The 22,524-nt window shown below is 64.8% G+C and carries 12 protein-coding genes and 1 tRNA gene; 5 read left to right on the top strand and 8 right to left on the bottom strand.

The window, feature by feature from the left end; all coding sequences use genetic code 11:
• Positions 1-171: 171 nt before the first annotated feature.
• Positions 172-615 (bottom strand): hypothetical protein, encoded by a 444-nt coding sequence (locus tag ACQR1D_RS11955; RefSeq protein WP_315804890.1) that lies wholly within the window; start codon positions 613-615, stop codon positions 172-174.
• 223 nt (positions 616-838) lie between these two features.
• Here ACQR1D_RS11955 and ACQR1D_RS11950 point away from each other — a divergent pair, with 223 nt between their 5' ends.
• Complete coding sequence (locus ACQR1D_RS11950; RefSeq protein WP_316182112.1) at positions 839-1,099, top strand: hypothetical protein; 261 nt, start codon at positions 839-841, stop codon at positions 1,097-1,099.
• 116 nt (positions 1,100-1,215) lie between these two features.
• Positions 1,216-1,292 (top strand) — tRNA-Arg (locus ACQR1D_RS11945).
• A 108-nt stretch (positions 1,293-1,400) separates the two neighbouring features.
• Here the strand turns inward: ACQR1D_RS11945 and ACQR1D_RS11940 are convergent.
• The 5 genes from ACQR1D_RS11940 to ACQR1D_RS11920 form a co-directional block, all read right to left on the bottom strand.
• A complete protein-coding gene (locus tag ACQR1D_RS11940; RefSeq protein WP_434838330.1) occupies positions 1,401-11,945 on the bottom strand; it encodes a LysM peptidoglycan-binding domain-containing protein in 10,545 nt (3,514 codons plus the stop codon).
• A gap of 15 nt (positions 11,946-11,960) precedes the next feature.
• Positions 11,961-13,376 carry a hypothetical protein gene (locus ACQR1D_RS11935; RefSeq protein WP_316237764.1) on the bottom strand — a complete coding sequence of 472 codons (1,416 nt, stop codon included), beginning with the start codon at positions 13,374-13,376 and terminating at the stop codon, positions 11,961-11,963.
• Positions 13,373-17,002 carry a hypothetical protein gene (locus ACQR1D_RS11930; protein ID WP_434838331.1) on the bottom strand — a complete coding sequence of 1,210 codons (3,630 nt, stop codon included), beginning with the start codon at positions 17,000-17,002 and terminating at the stop codon, positions 13,373-13,375. Before ACQR1D_RS11930 ends, ACQR1D_RS11935 begins: the two co-directional genes overlap by 4 nt.
• A gap of 7 nt (positions 17,003-17,009) precedes the next feature.
• Positions 17,010-17,762, bottom strand: coding sequence for a hypothetical protein (locus ACQR1D_RS11925; RefSeq protein ID WP_315804858.1), 753 nt, complete (start codon positions 17,760-17,762; stop codon positions 17,010-17,012).
• A 222-nt stretch (positions 17,763-17,984) separates the two neighbouring features.
• The gene (locus ACQR1D_RS11920) at positions 17,985-18,380 is read right to left on the bottom strand and encodes a hypothetical protein (RefSeq protein ID WP_315804857.1); all 396 of its coding nucleotides are present in this window, start codon (positions 18,378-18,380) and stop codon (positions 17,985-17,987) included.
• Positions 18,381-18,972: 592 nt separating this feature from the next.
• Between ACQR1D_RS11920 and ACQR1D_RS11915 the strand changes: the two genes are divergently transcribed.
• The 3 genes from ACQR1D_RS11915 to ACQR1D_RS11905 all read left to right on the top strand — a co-directional run bounded on the left by ACQR1D_RS11915 (position 18,973) and on the right by ACQR1D_RS11905 (position 21,495).
• Positions 18,973-20,160, top strand: coding sequence for an acyltransferase family protein (locus ACQR1D_RS11915; RefSeq protein ID WP_316216072.1), 1,188 nt, complete (start codon positions 18,973-18,975; stop codon positions 20,158-20,160).
• 796 nt (positions 20,161-20,956) lie between these two features.
• Entirely contained in the window at positions 20,957-21,139 is a 183-nt protein-coding gene (locus ACQR1D_RS11910; protein WP_315804960.1) for a hypothetical protein, read from the top strand.
• Positions 21,140-21,300: 161 nt separating this feature from the next.
• A complete protein-coding gene (locus ACQR1D_RS11905) occupies positions 21,301-21,495 on the top strand; it encodes a hypothetical protein (protein ID WP_315804854.1) in 195 nt (64 codons plus the stop codon).
• A 66-nt stretch (positions 21,496-21,561) separates the two neighbouring features.
• Here the strand turns inward: ACQR1D_RS11905 and ACQR1D_RS11900 are convergent, their stop codons facing one another.
• Together ACQR1D_RS11900 and ACQR1D_RS11895 are read right to left on the bottom strand one after the other, a co-directional pair.
• Positions 21,562-22,008 (bottom strand): host attachment protein, encoded by a 447-nt coding sequence (locus ACQR1D_RS11900; RefSeq protein ID WP_315804853.1) that lies wholly within the window; start codon positions 22,006-22,008, stop codon positions 21,562-21,564.
• Positions 22,009-22,077: 69 nt separating this feature from the next.
• Entirely contained in the window at positions 22,078-22,491 is a 414-nt protein-coding gene (locus tag ACQR1D_RS11895) for a DUF3775 domain-containing protein (protein WP_315804852.1), read from the bottom strand.
• Positions 22,492-22,524 lie beyond the last annotated feature (33 nt).

Genomic DNA, 22,524 nt, shown 5'->3' with positions numbered 1-22,524 from the left:
GACGATCTGGCGCTGGATTGTTTCGTTTGTCGCCGTGCGGTTGGGAGCCGGGACCTGGCATCCGCGGCGCGGCGCAGCAAACGGTGATGCCGCGCGGACGCGGGACCGGCTTGCGATCGGATTGCCGGCGGAGGTCTGCTTGGACAGAGAGATTCCGTACGGGCGGCGCCCTCACCAGACGTCAGGACAGGGGTCGACGATCTTCCAGAGTTCGATGCCGTTCTTGATCCGCTTCATCTCGGTGGTGAGCCCGCCGTTGCGCCGGATCCAGTCCTTCACCGAATCGGGGTAATAGGACATCAGCTCGGACGTCCCCTCCACGCTGGTGACCTTGATGCCGAACGTGAACGCCTTGTCGTAATAGGCCTGGTGGAAGCCGAGGCTGGCCCTGGGCGTGACGCAGATCCTGTTGAGCGGCACAAAGCCGAAGACGAGCGTGCAGGCGGAATTGCAGATGCCGTCGATGATGACGCGCTGACGCGTTTCCCTGACGCGCTTGTACTTGGCCTTGTACTCTTCGATGTAGCCACCGTGATCGCGCGTAATGTGCAAATCCGCACGCGCCGGGCTAGCGGCGACCAGCAGGAGCAAGACGCTTGGGATCAGGCGATTCATGGACAGGACGGCAAACCCGGTCTTTTCTGGCGCTGTCGCGACAACGCCTCGGGCCCAATGCGCGACGGCACTTGCCGGACCTTGTCATGGTCTTCTTAAGCACGCGGAAAAGGCCAAAAATTTGACGGATTGTCGCCTTTTGCGCACCCTTTCCGCCACTTCCGCGTTAGGCTATCAGCCGGACGGCCGGCCTTGACGTCGTTTTCCGGAGAAGAGAAAAGTCATGAGCAAGCTCGCATCCCTCGCCGCCGCCTTGATCGTGTCGATTGCCGCCCTGGTGCCCACCACGTCCGAGGCGCGCAGCCATCATCGGCATCACCGCCACCACTACGGGCTGCCCTACACCGTCAGCTTCCTGCACAATTATGGCCCCGGCCCGCTGCCCGGCACCTTTGCGTTCTATGACGGTCCTTCCACCAACCACTGCTACCAGAGCTCGGCCGCCTATATCGGCCAGGACCGACGCCGGCATCCCTGCTTCTGACGCCATCCAAGGACGCCCGGCCAGCTTCGGCAAACGACCGTTGATATCCGACGGAGGCTGGCCTTGCCCATCCAAGTCTGGTATCCCGGTCACGCGGGAGATTTGGCCCGCATCGCGCGCTCGTAGCTCAGCTGGATAGAGCATCGGATTTCGATTCCGAGGGTCGGGAGTTCGAATCTCTCCGAGCGCGCCAGAGCCATTGACCAGCCTGCGCCCTGCTCCAGGGCGATCCGACCCTCCGGTCAGCCTGTCCAGATGACCTCCCAGGACGGCCGCAGTTTCGATGCCGGGACAGACGGGCTCAGGCGGTCGCGACGTCGTGCGTGAGCCGGCCGACCTGGATCAACGGCTGCGTCGCATCGCCGATTCCGCCGAAGACCTTCAGTTCGATCTCGACACGGGCATGGCCCGCGGTCGTTGGCCTGGTCGTCCCGCGCCACGTATCGATCATCTGCGCGAACGGGGCCACGAAGGTCGGCTTCACACCGGGATCGACCACCGATGGGGTCGGCGTCAGCAGGTTGATCGGCACCCGGACGCGCGGGATCGCCGGCTGGCCGGCCACGATCTCATAGCTGTACATGCCCTGCATCGCGACCTCGTCGCTGGTGCTGCCATTGCCGTTGGCATAGAGCGCGGCGAAGAACTTCGTCAGGCGCGCGTCGAGGTCACCGGATGCGCCCGGCATCGCGTCGAGCGGGAACGACGTATAATTCAGCTGGGGAACCACTGTGGAGGCGAACCGCACCTCGGGCGTCTGGAACAGGAATGCCGGGTTGGTGCTGGTGGTCTTGAGATCGGCCAGCGGGAACAGCGCGAGATTGCGCTGCACGAACACCGAGGCCCAGCCGCTCTGATACAGCAGGACGTCGAGCGTCGCGACCGACACCGTCCGGGCCGGCAAACCACGTGCCTCCGCTTCGCCGAGATAAACCGTCTTGCCGTCGACCTGACGCGTATAGACGTAGGCGATCTGTACGCCTGCGGGCAGCTCCGCCGGCGGCACCGCCTGGGGCGTATAGAGCTCGGGCGCGATGATTGCGATGACCGGCGCCGGGAGCGTGGTGGTGCCGTTCGAGATCGTATTGGCTACCGCATTCCAGCTCGCCGCCATCCCATCGATGGTGATGTTGACCAGATTGGTGCGCGCGTGTCCTTCCGCAGTGCCGTCGAGCGTCGACAGAAACTTCACGATCACATGTGCCGGTGCGGCCGCCAGTCTTGCAGCTCCCACGCTCTCCCGCGCGTAGGCATCCGCGACCTGCCTGGTTTCCAGTGCAAAGGCGGCGGTCGCCTTGCGCGCAGCCGCCAGCGTCGCCGGATCGGGTTCGGCGCCATCGATGCCGACCAGATACTGGTTGAGATCGCGCAGGATCGCCGGATAGTTGGTCACGAACTGCGCCAGCGCGGTGAACAGATCCGGCTCCCCGCTCAGCCTGGCCGAGCGGCGCAGCGTTGGCATGGTCGGACGGTTGAACTCCACCGTGCAGGACACCGCGTCTGCTGCCGCCTGCTGATAGAGATAGTCGAACGAATAGCACCAGGCGCTCAGCTTCGACGGATCGGTCGCGCCCTCGCCGGTGAGCTGCAGCGCCTGCTGGGCGGAGACCGTGGGCGGCGTCGGCAGGTCGCGATTGACGACCGGAATGTTGGCGACCTGGGTTCCCAACGGATAATCGAACGGTCCATTGACAAAGGCGAGCCATCGCGAACCGACATAGCCGTCGATGCCGGGGACGGTGCGCCGCTCGAACTCGAGATGGGTGAGCGACAGCGTAAGCTTCAGCGGCACATAGGCTTGATCGATGACGTTCTTGGTCGCGAACACGAAGGCGAGCCGCGGATCGTACCAGGTCTTGCTGGCGGGATCGTAGACCTCGCCGAGCGGGATGCGCGTCGGCGTGAGCGTGAAATTCTGGTTGTCCGTGGCGCCGTCGATGCTGCCTGCCGGCTGGCCGTAGAGATTCGGCGGACCGGCGGGATTGTTGTCGCCGCCACCGGTGACCTCGGTCAGCCCGAACACGACGGCCGCACCGGCCCGATAGGCTGCGCCGAGCTGGTTGAGCAGCTGCTGGCGCAGCTTCTCAGCTGCGGCAAAGGCGGTCGAGGGATCGCCCGCGCTGGTCGACAGCACCGGCAGCGTCTTCAGGCTGATCGTATCCGCCAGCAATTCCTTGGTCGACAGCACGCGTCCCAATGAACCATCCACGAGCGGATCGGTCACATCGTCGATCAGGTCGAGGATGAAGGCGTGCGGCGCATAGGCCGCCGACAGGAACAGATCGATCGCGTCCAGCGTACTCTGGAACCACTGGTTCAGGTCGGCGCCGTCAAGATGCAGCGTGTCGATCTCGCCGGTGTCGTAGCGCGTGATCGTCACATCGCCGCTCGTCAACGCCTTGGCGATCGGTTTCGGCGCGAAATAGCTCGGCGACGTGCCCAGCTTGAAATGGATGCCTTTCCCGGCCGCCTTGCCGAAGCGCACCGCCCAGAGCTGTTGCGCGCCGTCGGCCGCATCCTCGCCGTCGCGGGACAGGCCCTGCCCGACCTTGAGATACCAATCGGCCGTGGCGAAAATCGCCTCGACCGCTGTGCTGAACACCGTATAGGACACGTTGCCGTCGCCGTCGGCCCGCGGCAGGATCGCTGCGACCACGCCGGTGCCGCCCTGCAACGCCGCCACGGCCGGATCGACCAGCAGCGGATTGCGGCTGAGCGCGAGCGTCACGTCGAGCTCGAGGATGTTGCCCGCAGCGATCGCATTGACGTCGACAGGAAGCGACAGCGTCGCAGCGGGGGCTGCGGGCGCCTGTCCCTGCGTCACGAGCTTCAGATACAGCAAGCAGGCGCGCACATAGCCGCGAATGATGTCCGCCTGCGCATCGGTGAGGTCCACGTCGGGCTTGGCTAGCAGCGAATTCGACAGCCGCATTGCCACCGCGTTGCCGGAAACGCCCGGCACCTTCACGGAGACATTGGCGGAATAGTCCTGATGCAGCTGATAGTAGATCCGGGTGTAGAGCGAGAGATCGTCGGCGGCCCGCGCCGCACCGTCCGGCCCTGCATAGGCGGCGGCGTTGAGCGACAATGCAAGCTTGAACGCCGCACCGCTCGCGGATTCATAGGTGTAGCTGGCGTTGGTATTGATCCAGGACCCGAGCCCGATCAGCTCGTCGCGGTACAGCATCGGCACCGCAGCCCCGTTGAGCGCGCCGCGATACCGTTGCGGCGGCGCCTCGAACGGCGTCACCGTGGTGTTGCCGAAGATATCGCGCCATTGCAGCGCGACCTGCGCCATGGTGCCGACACCGAGATAGGGATTGGCCGCCTTTGGCGGCAGATTGGAATCGGACGGATCGGGCGCGGCGTTGACCAGCGCGAACTGCGCCCCGATGCCGATCGACTGGCGATAGTCGAAATCGGCAAGAGCGACCTGCGCCAGCCGGTTGCCGCGCGTCGTCGCCGAGCGGGCATGGCTCTCGAACGCACTGGCCTCGTTGTCGTCGTGATCCTGCGGACCGAACGGCATGCCGAGCGGACTGACCTTGTAGAAGACGTTGCCGGCGAGCCCGGCAGCAAGCGAGGTGTAGAGCTGATACATCGTCTTCTTGGCGAAGTCCGGCGCGGCGGGATCGTCCGGCGGGAGGCCGAAATTGTCGCGCGTCAGGGCGAACCCGATGTTCTGCGGTGGCAACTGGTCGCGTAGCGAGAACAGCTGAGGATCGAGATCGAGCACGGCATTGACCGGGAACAGTCCGGGCGCAGCGCTGGCGCCGCGGGCGATCAGGTCGACGTCCAAGCCGTAATAGGCGGCCATGCTGGCAAAGCTCATTCCGGGCGCGGCCGAGGAATTGACCTGATAGGTCAGCGGCGGGATGTAGAACACCGCCGCGAGCGCAACGGCGACTTGCGGATTGAATGCGGCGATGTCCTGGCCGGTGATCGGACGGACTGCACCGGCGGAGAACAGCCTGGCGAGCTTGTCGAGCGTGGCCTGCGCATCGATCGCCCCGCCGGTGCCGCGGACCAGATCCGCGTCGGTGAGCTGGCGGACCGCGCCCACGATCGGCACCAGCGCGTCCGCGGCGAGCGGCCTGGTCGCGTTGACCTCGGCGATCCGTCCGGGCCCGGGGCCGTAGATCGCCGCGAGCGCGTCGAGCGATGCTCCTGCTGCGACCGGCGCCGTTGGGCCGGTCGAGGCCAGCGACACCGTCTGCACCAGGTCGCTCTGCGGATCGACGGCGTCGGTCGTCACGAAGGCGTTGACGAAATCGGGAAGCGTGGTGCCGAAGGACTCGCTGCCCTGCGCCGCGAACGTCACGACCATCGTCACGATGCCGGAGCCCGAGGAATCGAACACGGCCGCCGGCAGGCCCTCCTCGCTTTCGACGTTCTCGTAGTAGAGATAGTAGCCGCCGCTGCGGACCGTGCTGAGCTCCCACATCAAGCGGATGAACTGCGCCGGAGAATTGGCAATGCCGCGCGGCGGAGCATCCTCGGCACTCAGCATCAGCCGCAGCGCCGCCGCCGGATTGGTCTCGGTCGACAGGTTGGTCTGGGTGATGAAGGCGAGGAAGTTGGCGTCCGCCGGCGTCACCAGCATCGGCGCGCCGGGTCCGGACTGGTTGTAGAGCAGGAAGACGGCCGAGGCGATGCCTTCGCCCAGCGCATCCATGGCGGTCAGGATGCGCTGCAGCCGGACCGCATCCTCCGAGCTGGGTCCGACCAGCTCATAGACGAACGGCAGCGACGGCGCGGATGCCGGACCGCTCGGCAGATCGCCTGCGCCCGTGCCCTGAGCAGCCAGCGCCGCCGCATCCGGCAGACGCTTGATCTCAATGTCGAGCCGCGTGCACCAAGCCCAGCGCCCCAGGTCAGCATAGTCGGTGCGTGCGGTCGCGGGATTGCTGCGGCCGATCTGCGGCTGGAACTTCGGCAGCAGCGCGAACGTCGAACGGAGATCCGGCATGACGGCGCGGATCGACTGCTCGCGCGTGGCGACCAGATTGGTCTGCGCCGGCGGCAGGCTCCACAGCGTCGGCTGCGTCTGCGCGCCGGCATCGGCGGCCGCGGCCACGCCGCTGCGATTCGTCAGCGCCAGCAGACTCGCGACGGATCCGCTCGACCAACGCGCATAGCCGCTGGCGGTGAACGGCCGCGGCTGGCGCTCGGCAAGCGGCAGCGCCGCAAACGTCGGGCTCGGAACGAAATTGCCAGGCGTCCTGGCCCAGCTGACGACGACGTTCAACGCGGCAAAGGCCTGGCTCAGATCAACCTCCATGCTGAGGCCGGTGCCGGCATTCAGCATGATGAAGTCGAGCAGGACACCGTGGCTCTGCGTCTCGCGCGCGAAGTCGATCTTGTAGCCGCTGGCAGAGCTGGGCGTCGGGAACTGCTGGCCGGTGAGCTGATAGACACCGTAGCCCGACTGCGTCCTTGGATAGAGGAACGCAGGCGACAGCGTCAGTCCGTCCTGGACCGGCAGCCGCAACCCATAGACCAGGAAGCGCGAGACCATGCCGGCGGTCTGGCCGACCTGGCCCGTGGCCGCGATCGCCGACCACAATGCGCCGACCGACAGAGCCTGAAGATTAGCGACGGTGAGCAGGCCGCGCTCCGCCTGCACCGAGAACAGTCCGGCGACACCGCGATTGGCGTCCGCGACCGCAACTGCGGTGGTCTGGAAGAGGCTCGCGACCGTCGCCAGCGTATCGGAGGACGGGCCGGATGCCCCGGCGGTCCTGTAGGTGATCGGCCAGATCGCGAGCGGCAAGGTCGGCTGCAGCAGGCCGGCGGCGCCATAGAGCACGCTCTGTGCGGCGAGCGCGTCGATCGAGATCGCGCCGAGTTGCAGCGCGATTTCGTCGAAGCTGTCGCCCTGCCGCGTCACATAGATCTGCTCCTTGCCCTGGCTGTTGGTGAGCAGCAGGATGACGCCGCCCTGCAGCATGTGGCGTGACCGGTTGGCCACGATCAGGCGGTCCGGCGTCGTGGTCCAGCGCGGCGTCGGCGCCGCGTCGGAATAGCGGCCAGCGATGCTTTGCAGGGTGTCGCCGGTCTGAACGACGTATTCGAGGTCGTCGATATGCAGCGACAGCCCGGCTCCCAAGGCATGATCGACGTTGGGCTGGACGATATCGGCAATGGTCAAGGCGTTGCCGACGATTCCGTTCAGCTCATCCAGGATGGCACCGATGCTGCTCGTCGCGGTCAGCGGATAGGCATAGCTCTGCAGCGCGTCGGCCGCGGCCTGGAGCAGTTGGCGCGCGATCAGCGTGAACGTGTCGACGAACACCAGGGCCGCCATCGACTCTGCCGAGTTCGCATCGCTCTCCGCGGCAAGCCGGCGCGCTTCCTTGTTCTGGGCCTGGATGTCCGCAGCTACCTGCGCGAACAGCTTGCTGACCGCGGTCGCATAGCCGGGCGTTGCCGTGGTGTAGGTCTCGAACGCGATCGACGACGTCTGGCCGCCGGACACGCCGGGGACCTGCAGCTTCAATCCGTCGAACACCGGAAACAGCACCGAGCCGGCATCGAGCTTGGTCTTCAGCCCCGAGGATTGCGCCGTCGCCGGATTGAAGATGTCGAGCGTGAAGGCGTCGGCCAGGAACTGCAACAGACCCTTGATCGACAGGAACGGATCGGCCGTGTCGGCGAGGCGCGCGACATAGGCCTCGAGCTGGGTAAGCGTCACCGACGTGGCCAGCGTCTCGGCGAGCTCGGCCGCATCCCCGCTCTCGTTCCCCAGTGCATCGATGATCCAGGGGAAGTAGACCTCGGCCAGCACGTCGAAGGACGTCTTGGTGGCGGACGGCGCGCTGGCCGCGGCATCCGGCGCGTCCATCGCGAGCAGGAGCACGAATGCCCCCTGGTTCGAGGTGGCGTCGGTGGCTCCCTCCGGAGCGAGCACGGTGTACTGCGCGCCGGCCATCAGCGACAGCTTGGGCTTGTTGCCATCTGCGGCGGCAAGTCCCATCCGGCGAGCGGCGGCCGGCGCGAGCCGCTTCGGTCGCGGCTTCAAGCTGCGCGCCAGCCGCATCGCCGCGTCCGGTCCGCGGGCATGCGCCCGCTGCATCAGCAGCGCGTCGGCGCGTGCCCCCTGAACCTCCCACGGGGCCGTGCTGGTCTGTCCGATCACGAAGGTCGCAGACACCTGGGCCGAGAACGACAGGCTGATCGAGATCGAGAACAGGCCGAGGTTGATCTTGACCTTGAGGCTGATCGTCACGCTCGCGCTGGCGACCACCGGGATCTCGCGATAGCTCTCATAGGTGAGCTGGATCGACAGCACGATCTTGACGTTGACCGAGGCTGAGATGATCGCGAAATCGACGCTGCCATACAGCAGGCCGATGATACCGACGGTGCCCGACAGCTTGAAGTAATAATCGCTTTGCAGCGCACCGCTGCTGGCGCGCGACGCCAGCGTGCGCGTGGCGTTATAGGGATGCCACGGCGCCACGACGCCTTCAACGATGCCGAACACCGTGAGCGCGAAACCCGCCTTCAGTGGCCCCTTCTCGAAATTGTAGCCCAGGCCGAGCTGCAGCCCGATGCCGAACTCGATCACCGGATCGAAGGTGCCGAGATTGGTCTTCGGGATCCTTGTCGAGGTCGCGTTGGAGAGCTTTCCGATGTAGAAGCCGCCGGCGCCCAGCACCGGGACGCCGTAGACGATCACCGAGATCGAGAAGGAACGCCGGAAATCGAGATTGTAGGGGAACCCGATGTCGATGAAGAAATCGCCGTTGGTATAGACCTTGATCCCGAGCTGCGGCAGCGTGATCGACACCGCGCCGAAATTGAGATTGCGGATGATGTCCGGGAAGGTGAAATCGATCTGGTAGACGCCGATGTCGTCGGTGATCTTCTTGTAGAGGATGTCGACGACGAGATTGGCGAGCCCGCCCATCTTCTCGCCGGCGAGTGCCAGCCGCAGACCATAGAGATTGGGGTCGTTGAACACCAGCATCGCATCGATCGACCAGGCGCCCGCCACCTTCATCAGGCCGAGATGCCCGGCAATGAGCCAGTTGTTGGACTGGTCGTAATAGGGCAGCCCCGGTGTCCCGCCGTCGTCCGCATTGGGATCGACCGGATTCATCTTGCCCGTCGTGCTGGGGACGGACTGCAGCGCGCAGATCACCTCCTTGGTGCTCTCGAAGCTGGAATGGCCGGTGATGCCGATGCGCTGCCCGAGCACCAGCAGGAACAGCTTGAACCATTCCTCGCCCCGGCCGGGCACCGAGGGCAGGTCCTTCACGTCCTGCCCCTTGGCCGGATCGAGCAGATTCTTGAACGCCGGATCGTCGGCGACGAGCGGGCTCGAGCCCTCGATAGCAAGCGTCACCTTGCCGTCGGTGTCGCGACGGAAGGTCAGCGCGGTGATGCTGATGAAGCCGAGGTTGATCGGGCTCGACAGCTCGTAAGTGGCCGACAGGCGTTGCGAGAAGCTCTCGCCGTTCTTGAGCGAGACGTTGACGCGTAGCGCATCGAGCGAGATCTGGTTGAGGAGATCCCACGGCGAGTCGAGGGTGAAGTACGGATTTCCGAGCGTGCGCACCAGCGCCTGGATTAGCGAGCCGATGCTCCAGCCCTTGAGGCTGAACGTGACCAGTTCCTTGTCGCTCTCCCAGGCGGCTCGGAAACCTTCCCACTCGACGAACAGGATATTGTTCGAGCCCGCCTCGGTCGTCTTGAACTCATAGCCCATGGTGAGCTTGAGATTGATCGCCGAGTAGACCCAGGTGCCTTGCGCGAAGCCGGAGAACTGCTGCTGGGCCGGCTTGTTGCCGTCATAACTGACGCCGAGCCGTGCCGGATCGATGCCGACGGTCTGATCGCCGAATGCGAATGTCCACTCGAAGCCGACGGTGATGTCGTAGCTCGTCTCCAGCTCGCCCTGCTCCGCCGGAATGGTCGCGGTGATCGCGAATTCGGAGATGATGAGGTCGCCGGGCAGGAAGCTCGGGAAACCGTAGGCGCTGCCGGGCGAAAAGAACTGGTTGATGAGGTCCGAGACCTCGAGCGACTCCTCCAGCGAGGCGGCGAGATCCCACCGCTTCGGCGTTTCGAACCCGTCATAGGTCACGCTGACCTTGGTGTGCAACGGCCCGACATCGAGGAATCCGCCGACGCTCGACTTCCACTGCGTCTGCGAGGCCGTCTGCAGCGCGCCCCCACGCGAGCTCCGCAGCATCGGTAGCGGCGCCGCCCGCAACAGCGTCGTCGCATTGCCGCCGTCCGGCGTCTGCGTCGGAGTCTGCGCCGCGATCGAGACGGTCCCTTCTCGCACGGCAAGGATCGGCTGGTTGTTGATCTTGAGCAGATTGAGGGTCAGGCTGAAGCCGGCATCGAACTGAAAGCTCTGCGCGCCGTAGTCGACCGCGACCGCGATGTCGCCGAGCTCGAAATCCCCGACATTCTCGACGTCGAGCACAACCGCGCCGCTGGACAGCGCCGTCAGGAAGTCGCTCAGCTTGGCGGTGCCCGCGAAGGACGCGTAGAACTGCTTGGCTGACGTGAACTGGACGGTGAATACGCCGTCGCCCTCGCCGTCCGGTCCCTTGAAGACGCTCGGTGCCAGCACGAACTCGGTGGTGAAATCATAGGTCTGCTGTCGCTTGGTGGCGTCGAACGGATACGCCATCGACCATTGCAGCGAGAAGCTGGTGATCTTGAAGTCGAGAACGCCGGTCGCCGGCAGGATCTGCCAGCTCGTGTCCTTTGAGCTGCCGATCTCGATCGAGACGGCCGTGATCGTCGGTGAGCTGCCGAGCGTGCCGGCGATCGAGAAGCCGTTGAGACCGACGAAGGCGAGGAACTGCTGCAGCACGTCGGGAGTCGCGGCGAGATAGCCGCCATTGCCGCCCATCACCTCGATCACCGTGGCCGGCGTCAGCGGATCGCCGCCTGTGACCACGGCGAGCGCCACCGAATAGTTGGCATCCGCGCCGGGCGTGATCTCGACGTCGAGCTGATAGGAACCGGTACCGCCGATGTCGAACTGCGAGGAGATCGCGAGCGTCGGCGCCTGGTCGCCCGCATCCGGATCGACGAGATCGGCCAGCACCAGGACGCCATCGACCTCGTCAGCGCCATCGGGCACAGGAATGGTCAGGGCCAGGCTCGGATCCTTGACCGTGAACTGCGACGCTAGCTTGAATGTGCCGTCCTGGATCGCCGCCCGCAATTGCCCCGGCGGGAACAGAACGGTCTCGCCGTTGAAGATGCCCATGTTGAGGGCGCCGCTCAGCAGCAGGTCGCCGGTCGGCGCGGTGAGCCCCGGAAACAGCAGCAGGAACGGCTTGGCGACGTCCGGCAGCGCGACCTTGGCGTCGAAATTCTGCACCGCGCCGCCGCTCACGGCACGCCCCGCGGAGTCACCGTACGGATAGCTGCCGGTCGCCGTCGAGAACACGAAGCTGACGTTCTTCAGCGTGCCGAACTGATTGAACGGGAAGCCGCCCATGAAGGCGAAGCTGCTGGTCCAGGTCCAGTTCGACGGCGTCGCCTCGGCCTGCACGATCAGTTGGTCGCCGTCCACCGTGAACACGAGCGTGGCCTTCGCGGCCAGCGGAGCGGTGGCGCCGATGAACGGGATCGTCGCCGACTGCACCGTGAACGCCGCCCCTTCCACGGGGCCGACGTCGGATTTTTCCACCGTGACCTTGAAATCGGCCGCGGTCTTGAGGAAGAAGGCCTGGCTCAGCCAGGTGTCGTAGTCGGCGGGGACCTTCACGGCGGGATCGGCGAGGCCCGCCGTCAGGAAGGCGGCATCGAGCGCGAAGGCGGTCTCGCCGGCGGCGGCTTCGACAGCGGCGCGGAGATTGTCGATAGCGCTCATCAGCCGGCGCTCCCTTCAGATGTCGGCGAAGACGCCGAAATGATCGCTGGTGTTGCGGACGCGCCCGTAGTTGCTCCAGCCGGTCAGATTTCCGGCGCCGCCGATCCCGGGATAGTTCGCCGCCGTCGGCGCGCCCGGCCACCCCATCGGCGCCGCGGTGAACTGGTTGGCCAACGCGACGGTGCCGAGGGGAGGATTGTCCGGCGGCGCCATGACCCCGTTCATCGGCGTGCCGGTCACCGTGTTCATGATCGTGGTCTGATAGTTGTGCATGCCGTTGTGCGGCCAGACCAGGACGTTGTCGATCGAGTAGAACGGCGCGGCGACGAAGTTCGAGCCGACATAGCCGTAGCCGGGATAAAAGCTCTGTCCCGGCCCGCCGCCGTTGGACCAGAGAAACTTGGACGCCGCCGTCTTGTCCTTGCCGCGAATATGGGTGGAGAAATAGCCCTTGTACTGGTCCAGATTGACGGGAACGCCCACCGCCGTCGGACTGACGAGCAGCGTGTAGGCACCGGGTCCGCCGGTGAGCGGATTGTAGAGACCCGAGGCCGTTCCGTTGACGGCGAACAGATTGACGTTGAAGTCGCCGCCGATCACCCGCGTCTCGTTCACACCCAGGGCGCCGACGACGTCGTTGATCGTCGACATCGTGGTGATGTAGTTCGCCGCCGCGGGGTTGTTCGGCGGCGAATGGATGCCGAAGATGGTGAGGTCGCGCTGGACGTTGCCGAGATTGTCGACCTCAGTGAACGTCGCCATGAACGGCTCGCGCAACCCGGCGAAGGCAACGGGCGCGCCGAGCGTGGTCGTGAAGGCGATGCGCGCGGCCACGACGTCCTCGTTGAGCCCGCCATTGTGCTGAGCGGCCGCAGGAATCTGCCGGACGCCACCAAGCCCCGGGGGGACCAGCATTCCGTTGACGTTGACGGCACCGAGAGGCACCAGCATGCCGTTGTACGGCGTGGCGACGCCGCCGCCCGGCGGCACCGACATGCCGCCATGCCCGCCGGTCCAGATGTTGGGCCCGGTGAAGTAGCGGTTGAGGGTGCCCGCAGTGTTGGTGCGGCGATAGAGAATACCGACCGTTTCGGCGCGCCCGCCCACCCCGGTGTAGAGCGGCGGCACGGCGTTCCATCCGCCCGCCACCATGGTGGCGGGGTTGTTGAGCCCGAACTGCACCATGGCGAGCGCATTGATGCCGCCGGTCTGGCTCGCCAGCGCGTTGGGCGCATTGTCGCCGGAGCTCACCTCGATGATGACGATGATGTCCGGCTGGGTGGCCGTCAGCACGGCATTGATCACCGCGCGGCGCTGGATCGCGCTCTGCATGTCGTTGAGGCCGCCATGCCCGCGCTGCCGCTTGATCGAGGCCGAAAAGATCTTGTTGATCGAGAAGTTCTCGATGTTCCAGAACAGGATCCGCGTCATGTTGACGGCTCCTGCAGCTCGGGCTTGCGGGCGGCAAATGCGAGCGACTGCTCGCAGCCCGGATTGTCGTCGGCGACATAGGCGGCATACCAGCCGAGGCTGCCGGTGTTGTCGGGATCGCCGAACAGGAAGAACTGGATATTGGCGGACGGCGGCAGCTTGGCGATGCCGAAGATCTTGATCGCGATATCGTCGATCCGCAGGCAGTAGAACCACTTCGGCCCGTCTTCCGGCAGCTTGCGTCCCGATGCGGTCGGCACCGGCTGGCGCAGGATCGAGATCGCGCCGACCGCAACCTTGATGACGCCCTGGATGCTGAACAGGCTGGCGCCGGGCGCCGCGCCCGGCAGGCTCATGCCGATGAAGACCGCATGCTGCGCGTCCGAGCCGGTGGTGACCGGCGACCATGCCGCAAGCAGTTGCGACTGGAAGCCGACGCCGGAGGCGAGCGCTCCCGGGCCGCCCAGCGTGATGTCGTAGACGACGCCGAACCAGGGTCCCTCCAGCTCGGTCAGGTTGAGCTGCGAGGTCACCGGCAGGAAGCCGAGATCCGACGGCTTCTGATCGCCGGTCGCGTTGACGAAGCTCTTGAGCTGCAGTGCGAAGCCGCGGAACAGGCTGGTGTCGCGCATCCTCGAGCCGTTGAGATTCCAGGCCAGGTTGCCGGTCGCGACCTGGAACCGCTTGGCTCCGGGCGTCGCCTGCGGATAGGTCATGCCGATCACGAGGCCGGAGAAGGCAAGCCCGACGCCGAGCGCTTCCTCCGGCGTGTCGGGCGGGCTGCCGAACGACAGCAGGTCGAGCGTCTCTCCGATGGTGCTCTCAAGCGCCGTGAAATCGAACTGTCCCCAGACCAGGAAGTTGCTGGCCACCGTGGCGCCCTGGTCCTGGGTGCCAATCGTGTTGAACTGCACGCGGTCGAAGGCAACGGCCGGTAGCACGTTCGACGGGCTGGTCAGCACGTTGGTCGTGTTCTGCTCGAAGACATAGGCGCCGCGGCCGCCCTGGTCGACATAGCTGCCCTTGAGCACGATTCCCGTGAAGGGCTGCGGCGTGCGGCGCGAGTACAGCCGCGAGACCGGCGCGCCGAACAGCGCCGCGACCGAGAGCTGGACGTGGCTGTCGAACCGCGTCAGCCTGGCGTTCTCGAACAACGACTGCAACTGCAGCACGGTGAAGTCGAACTCACCGCTCATCTGCACCGCCACCGGCACGTCAGGCGCAACGCCGTTGGAGATGTTCATTGCATAGCGCGGATCTTCGTAGTCGATCAGGCCGAACAGGCTCGAATTGCCCGGGGGCATCGTGATCCGGCCGCTCCGGCCATCGACCGTGACGCGGCTGACGGTGAAGCCGAAATGATGGGCGTTGAAGCGGGTGAAGTCGATGCCGGCGGCAAGCCCCGCAATCTCCGGCGGCATGTCGCGCTGGCCGAGATCGGCCGCGAGCACGATGACGCCGGTCCAGTTCGGATCCTGCGCGATGCGCGCGAAATTCTCGTAGAATGGGCCGGACGCTCCCTTCGAACGCACGACGGCTTCCGCGATGTAGTCCTGCAGCCATTGCGACAGGCCGGTGTAGGACAGCGCGGCGGTGACCGGCGGCGTGCCGGGCAACAGCGAGAACTGCTCCGCCGACGTCCAGCGATTGGCATTCGTGACCCGCTCCAGCAACGAACCGGAGCAGAACTTCATGATGACAACGTTGCGGTAGGCGGTCGCCGACGCGCCGGCGCCGACCGCCGCGGTCATGGTCCAGCCCGCGATGTTGACGGTGTTGGCGAACTGCGCGCCGGTGCCGAACGGCTCCGGATTGACGGCGACGAGAAAGAGCTGGTTGGTCTGCAAGGCGTCCTGCATCGCCTGGGTCGGAGCAGATAGCGCGAATGGCAGGGTGTTGCCGTCGCGGTCGATCGACTGCGCCATGCTGACCTTCAGATAGGCACCCGTCGTCGGATCGCCCGCGATGATGAAGCCCTGCGGCGTCGTCCCATCGGTGCTCGGGCCGTCCGGCAGCGTGCCGCGCAGCGCGTGAGCCCGCGCCGCCTGCACGCGCGCCGACCACGTCTTGCTGCCATAGCTCGAGATCAGCGACTTACGGGTCGCGGCCACGATCTGGCTTTCGAACTGGACGAGCGTAGCGCCATCGAGGCCGCTGCTCGCAGCAGCTCCATAAGGCACCAGCGGAAACGTCTTGTCGCTGCCCTGGGCAAGCGGCATGAATGGCGGCGCCGATTGCAGGATCGCGACGTCCTCGGCGCCGGCGCCGGCCTCAGCCGCAGCGTAGATCGCGCTGCCTTCGGGCTCTGCGAGATAGTCGACGGCGCCGCCTCCGGAGACGATGGTCACCCAGGAGGTCTGATGCTCGTCCGTCAGGCGCGCCGCGACGGCACCGCTCGTGGGACGGTTGAGGTCCGCCGTCTCGAATGGAAACACCGGCGCGTAGCCCGGCTTCGAGGGAATGGCGTTGAGACGATCGTTCTGGGCTGCAGGCAGGCTGACGTCGTACGCCTTGAAGCTCAGCGCTTCCGATCCGAACAGTCCGCCCATCAGCTTCGCCAGCTGCCCCGCCGAGCTGCCATCGGCGCCGAGCGCGTAGTGGCCGGCCAGGCTCAGATAGGTCGTGCCTGTCTCGACCGCGACCGTCTTGGCGGCGCTGGTCGCAAAGGCGAAGCCCCCTGCCCCGAGCGCCGGCGCCGTATCCGTGCTGCCAGCCCCGAGCGGCGTCAGTTGCACGACACGCCCGCCGGTCGTACGGAATTCGCTGGTCAGCGCCGGCGCCCCCTTGATGGCGAAACCCGAACGCAGATAGCCCTGCTCGAGCTGCTCTCGGCCGATCGCGCGGTTGGCCGGATCGCCGAGGTCGAAGGCGCCTGCGATCGAAAGCTGCGACGGCAACGCCGCCACCGTAATGGCGGCATATTGCGCAGCTTGCGGCGACGTCGTCGCGTTGTTGTTGATGACGTAGCGGACGCCCTGCTCCAAGCCCTGGCTGACGAACGCCTGCTTCGAATCGAGCAGCCCATCAAAGGTGACGCAACCGGTGTTGGCACCGCCGAACGGCACGTAGGCGTAGATGCGATTGTTGGAGGTCCGCGCAAGCCGAATGCCGAGCGGGTTGTCGCCCTTGCCCGAGAAGCCGACGAACGGAGGCGAGCTCAGCGCCGAGCCCGACAGGCGCAGCGCCCCACCATCGATCTCGATCCGGGTCTGATCGAGAATGTAGAATTTGGCGTTGCGGGCGAACCAGAGGTTCAGGTTGCCCGAGACCTGGTAGACCGGCGGCAGGTTGATGAAGGAGATGCCGTAACTCTCGAAGTCGCCAAACCTGACCGGATTGGCCGAGGCCAGCCAGACGACGGCGCGGTTGCGCGTCGCCTTGCTGATATAGGTCCGCACACGCTCGGCGAACCCGCCGGGATCACGATCAAGATCGGCGGGCCGCTGCGTCGCGAAAATATAGCTGCCACCGTACTTCTTCAGCGAGTCATCGTAGTTGATGAACGGTGGCAGCGACGAGCCCGTGCCGAGAAGGTAGCCGGCCCAGCCAACCGAGCCGGCAACCCTGGTCTCGTAAATCGCAGAGGAGTCGACCTGCTCGAACTGCGCTGACGCGGACGCGTCCATGCTCGTATCACCCGATCGGGAAAATGCCGAGCAAGGTGCCCGCCAGTGAATAGAGAGCGCGATCGTCGATGATATCGCCCTTGATGATGGTCACCGTATATTGCGCCGAGCCCAGCGCAGCATATTGCACCGTGATGCCCGCCTTCCACGTCGTCGCGCCGATCGTGATATCCGCGGCGAGAACCGCGGTGATCTGGGACTGCGAGACGATCGGCGTCCAGACCGGGATGCGGCCCTGGTACTGGAACGAAACGTAGGTCGTGTTGTTGGTGTCGCCGCTTGGCGTCGTCACCACGTTGCTGTTCGGACTGGTCGGCGTATTCACCGTCGGCAGCGCCGTGAAGGCGGCGCGCGGATACTCTTCGGTCCGCGTAGTCGCGGGCGGCGCTGCCTTGACATCCAAACCGATCGGGAAGATGCCGAGCGTCACGCCCTGGAGCAGGTAGAGCCCACGATCGTCCACGATCTCGCCCGAGATGATGGTCACGGTGTACTGGGTCGATCCCAGCGCCGCATACTGGATCGTAATGCCCTTGCGCCAAGTCGTTGCGCCGATCGTGATGTCAGTCGCCAAAACGACCTGAGGTTGCGCCTGCGAGACAACCGGCGTCCAGACCGGAATGCGCCCCTGATACTCGAACACGAGCTGCGTCGTGTTGTTTTGATCGCCCGTCGGCGTCGCGACGACCTCGGTGTTGGGGCTTGTGGGGGTGGTGACAACGGCGGGAGCCGAAAAACGAAGGCCTTCATGATGAGCCATGGCTATCTCCTTTTCTAAAACACAGATTGAAACCCGCAGTACGCAACCGCCGGCGCGGCTGAAACGAATGGAAAATCAACTAAGCTACCAATGATTGAAATCTATCAGAGGTTGTGGCGTGTAACAGGGTTCGCCGCGGTGGTCAATCGGGCCAGATCACAGTCTTCCCCCCACGCCCGGTCACATTCTGGTGTTTACATTTCAGGCGAAGCCGGGCGCCGCTCAGCGGCTGACTTGTTTCCGGAGCATCTGCATTGCACGCTTCATCGCTGCGGACCGGATGAACGAGCCGAGCACGAATCCGGTAAAGCTGCTCTCCTTTCCGGAATCGACAATCTCCCCGCTCATCGTGACCGTGTAGTAGCGACCCATCGGGTGCATGGTCACGGTCAGTCCCTTGCGCAGGACGATGCCTGCAATGGCAATGTCCTCGGTCAGCTCGACCTCCACTTCGCCAATCGACACCAGCGCTCTCCAGCACGGGATCGTACCGTTGAAAAAGAAGGTCACCCAGGTGCTGTCATTCGTGTCGAACGTTGCAGCCACCTGCGCATTGCAATTCGTCGTCAGCTGGGTGTTGACGGTTTGATCGGTGAGCTGAGATGGCGCAGCGAGCAAGGCGACTCCCGTTCTCTTCAGGCGCTCAGCGTCGTGCAAAACGACCCGCTAGAGGGTAACAAATAACTAGCTGTGGTCGGTTTGCGAGTCCATTTGCAATCCGGCCCCTGCACCAGTCCGGACGGGGGCTCTGCATCTCACGCAGGGGCGACCATGCCCCTGGCCGTCACGTCCCGCGGATCGAGGAGTCCAGGCGGCTTTTCGCAACCGGCCCGATCCGCTGCAAGAGCTGCTCTTCCCAGGTTTCCTCAAACTCTAGCAGCCCTGTTGCCCGCTCCTTCCCCCCCCGCCGATCGCATGCCGCGCGCCGGGAAACGCCTCGACCGGTGGTCGGACGCTGCTGACGGCAAAGTTGATTTTTCCATATTTTTCAATCCGTTGTCGTGACTGCAACGTGAGATGCCGCCGCGGCGGACGTCGCAAGCGGCAGACGCCGGAATGATCAGGCGCAGAATCATCTCCGGCCTGGACGCCTGATCGTCGCTCGGCGGGCGGCAATCCCGTCTCCGGCGGCGTGCGTCGGGTTGCCTCCAGGCCCTGCTGTTTCTACAACAGCCGGAGCGCCTCCCAAGCATCAGGACCATCCCCAAAAGTGAACGAGCAACGCTTCATCGGCTCGCTGACCGGCTTGCGCTTCGTCGCGGCCGCAACGGTCGCCATCGGCCATGGCGCCCCGTCGTTGGCGCAAGGCCCGCTGCCGGAGCTCATCGCACAAATCAGCAGCATCGGAATGACGATGTTCTTCGTGCTGAGCGGATTCGTCCTGTGGCTCAACTACGCCGAGCGCTTCCAGTCGCAACCGCTCGGAAGCGCTCTTCGCGAATTTGCCATCGCGCGCTTCGCCCGGCTCTACCCCATGTACGCCGTGATTGCGCTCGCAGTCGTCGCATACATCGTGATTGCGCGAGGTCTTTCGGCCCCGTCGCTCGGCTTCATCCTCACGATGACGCAAGCCTGGTTTCCCGTGCAGAACGGCACCATGCTGGTCGCAGTCGTGCCATCGCTGCAGCACCTCTGGTCCATCAGCGTGGAGCTGTTCTTCTACCTGCTGTTTCCATTCGTCTGCCTGCTGTTTGCAGCCGTCGTCCGGCTGCAAACGATCATCTGGATCGCGCTGGTGAACATCGTGACGTTCGCGCTGACGATCGCGGCCGCCTTCACCTTCGGGGATGCGTTGCTGCGGGCCGTCGCGCCGAGCCTGACGCAAAACGGGATGCAGTGGCTCACCTACTACTCTCCCTATCTTCACATCGCTCAGTTCCTGGCCGGCTGCCTTGCCGCCATGATCTACAGGAACCGCGCCGATGCCAGCGTCGGTGACGGGGAGCGGCGCTGCGTGAGGCTCCTGTTCTGGCTTTCGCTGGTGAGCCTCATCTGTGCGCCTGTGCTGCTGTTTCTGCAGCCTCGTCTGCCCGGCTGGTCATTCGCGATCGAACTTGCCGTACGTCTCATCGAGATCTCGGGATTTTCGATCGTCTTCGTCGCCGCCAGTCGATACGGCCATGCCCCCTGGCTGTCGTCCAGAGCCCTGATCATTGGTGGCGAATGCAGCTATTCGATCTATCTGCTGCATCCCTTTCTCATTCGGCTTGCGATGATCGGAAAGTCAGATGCTCCTGGCGCTCTTGAGCTCGCACTGCGGCTCGGTCTGTTCGTTGCGATTGCGACGGCGATGGCCTGGATCACCTACATGCTCATCGAGGCACCGTCGCGGGCATGGTTACGGAGAGCCTTCCGCACCAGCGCACCACGCGACGTGATCCATGCGAGGCCGGTCTGAGCGCCGGAGCTTCGTCTTGCTCCTGATACAAGGCACGGCTCGCGACAGCCGGCGGTCCGACCCACGTTCTCGCGCCGGTGATCAGCCCTCGTATATTCACCTGCTGACACAGGCCTTCGCCTGTCTGCTCCATTTGAACGCGGTTCCGCACGGCGGTCTTGGCCGAGCGCCCGCGGGGCATTCGTTCCACACCGGCGCTCCCACCTCCCAGCCATTCACGACGCAGCCGCCATTCGGCGCGACGTGGCACCCTGGGCCGCAGGACTCATTGGCGTCCATCCGGCCGGCCCCTGCCGCAAGGCCGGTCAGTAGCACGACCGAGAACATCAGCCTCATCGCTTCGCTCCGTTGCCTCTGAGACGACGAGCCCATGCGACTGCGCCCCAGCTGAAACCATGAACGTGCCAAACCGTTCCTCAGTTTGTCGCAGCCTGCTCGAGCTGCTTTCGTCGGAGATCGTCGCCGCCAGCCTGTGACGAAACACCGCGCCGCCACCACACTCCAGCCCCACTACGCGCACGACTGCGCCATATCCGTGCACGGGAATGGGAAACCATCGTAGCGAGAAGGTTTTCACCATGTTGGGCGATGATTGCGCAGCCTGGGCGAGCCGGAAGCGGAAAAGTCACCTCTCCACGCCAGTTTGATCGTGGTGAGGCGCTGGGGCGCGCGCTTAGAAGCGGGACGAGCCAAACAACATCAAGAACCGGCGGCACGAACTGCCGGCCAGCCTTGGATCGTCCGGATGTATGCCGGACGGGCCCGTGGCGAATGCAGGGAGCGACAGATCGACATCATGACACGAAAGCTTTCAGTCCGCGAAGTCATTGCCAGATCCTATCCCAGTTGGGACTATGCCATGGCGGACCGGTTGATCGCATGGCTCGATCATTGTGGTTACGAGATCGTGGAGAAGAAGCCGGAGCGCACCGCGGCTCTCGTGACCGATGACGCGCGGCCACACGTGATCGGCGCTTGATGAATTGAGCGCCTTTCGCCGGGGCGCGGTGAACGATCAGCGCTCCTTGAGCGGCAGCGCTCGGGCGCCGCAGGAACTGTGCATCCCGTCCTGGGGTTCAGGATGACAAGACCAACGCTCGACGTTTCATCGAGCACCATGAGATCAGGGAAGGATCACCAATGTCTCGCAAGCTCACGCCACGCCAGGTCATCGCACGCTCCTACCCGACCTGGGATTACGCCATGGCCGATCGCTTGATCGCCTGGCTGGACGATTGCGGCTACGAGATCGTCGAAAAAGGAGCTGCGCATGTGGGCGCAAGCCTCGTGCCTGCGGCGCCGGAATCGACACCGTCGCATGAAAGCACACATTGATCCCGTCGCGATCACCGAGACCGCGAACGGGGTCTCCGGACACTCATTGGCATGAGACAGCCTGGCTCAGGCAAGCAGTTGCTTCTCGATTTCGTAGACCGGAAGCTTGACCAGATCCTTGTGGACCTCGCCATGCAGCGCCTTTCGTACCGCGTCGGAATAGTCGGCGCGGATGATCCCGAGCGCGCGCGGCGACGCCACCATCGTGACGGCTTTGGTTTCGCCTGAAATGACAGCATGATGCAGGCGATCGGCAAGCTGCTTGAGAAAGATGCGCTCAGCCTGATCATGCCAATCCGTCTGATCCACTGAACTCCGAGCATTGCCAAATGACGGCTGCACCGAGCCGGGAGCGTCCGTACCCTGAGCGCTCGTGCGGTCGTTCTCCTGTTCACGGACCTCTTTGGTGTGCAGGTTCGGAAACATGCTGTCACCGACGTTCTCGAGGATCAGCGCCTTGCGCCCGTCGCACACGACGATCCAATCACCGGTTCCGACCTTCATCTTGTCCATGAGATTACTCCATCATCCGAATTACAGCGAAGAATGTGCCGGCGAGCTCATCGGGAGAAGCCGCCGCAGCTATATGCCTTCTTCGAAATCTTCCAAGGAAAGGCCGAACTCCGAGAGAGCCTCCTCCAGATAGTCGCCGAGCATCGGCGTTTCGATCAGATACGTCGCCGTGCGATTGTTGTGCGCCTGAGCGGCCTGCGCACGAAGCTCATCCCAATTGTCCAGCGAGCCGTCGCCCCGGCCCAGCCACATCAGCGTGACCAGATCGATCTGTTCGTCGACATTGAGGCCCCTGATGAAGCTGACGAGCTCCGACCGGTCCGTTTTCAGGCCTCGCCCACCGGTACCGGGCGCCGTGTCGTCATCTGCCAAATCTGCCAGCAATTCGGGTTCGGCCGCTTCCATTTCGTGCTGGTGGATCTTGGTCACGACGAAGGCGACCTTCTCCGGCGAGATCGAGAGGGTGGGCGTGGTAGTCGTCATTCAGCGTCTCCTGGGTCCCCGGGCAAACGCCCC

The organism is Bradyrhizobium sp. HKCCYLRH2047 (genome assembly GCF_051168175.1).
GTDB lineage: Bacteria > Pseudomonadota > Alphaproteobacteria > Rhizobiales > Xanthobacteraceae > Bradyrhizobium.
This window is presented reverse-complemented; position numbering and strand designations above follow the sequence as displayed.

Excerpts from the sequence above, each read along its gene's own strand:
- ACQR1D_RS11955 (WP_315804890.1), bottom strand. The coding sequence starts at position 615 with ATGAATCGCCTGATCCCAAGCGTCTTGCTCCTGCTGGTCGCCGCTAGC.
- ACQR1D_RS11950 (WP_316182112.1), top strand. The coding sequence starts at position 839 with ATGAGCAAGCTCGCATCCCTCGCCGCCGCCTTGATCGTGTCGATTGCC.
- ACQR1D_RS11940 (WP_434838330.1), bottom strand. The coding sequence starts at position 11,945 with ATGAGCGCTATCGACAATCTCCGCGCCGCTGTCGAAGCCGCCGCCGGC.
- ACQR1D_RS11935 (WP_316237764.1), bottom strand. The coding sequence starts at position 13,376 with ATGACGCGGATCCTGTTCTGGAACATCGAGAACTTCTCGATCAACAAG.
- ACQR1D_RS11930 (WP_434838331.1), bottom strand. The coding sequence starts at position 17,002 with ATGGACGCGTCCGCGTCAGCGCAGTTCGAGCAGGTCGACTCCTCTGCG.
- ACQR1D_RS11925 (WP_315804858.1), bottom strand. The coding sequence starts at position 17,762 with ATGGCTCATCATGAAGGCCTTCGTTTTTCGGCTCCCGCCGTTGTCACC.
- ACQR1D_RS11910 (WP_315804960.1), top strand. The coding sequence starts at position 20,957 with ATGACACGAAAGCTTTCAGTCCGCGAAGTCATTGCCAGATCCTATCCC.
- ACQR1D_RS11905 (WP_315804854.1), top strand. The coding sequence starts at position 21,301 with ATGTCTCGCAAGCTCACGCCACGCCAGGTCATCGCACGCTCCTACCCG.
- ACQR1D_RS11900 (WP_315804853.1), bottom strand. The coding sequence starts at position 22,008 with ATGGACAAGATGAAGGTCGGAACCGGTGATTGGATCGTCGTGTGCGAC.
- ACQR1D_RS11895 (WP_315804852.1), bottom strand. The coding sequence starts at position 22,491 with ATGACGACTACCACGCCCACCCTCTCGATCTCGCCGGAGAAGGTCGCC.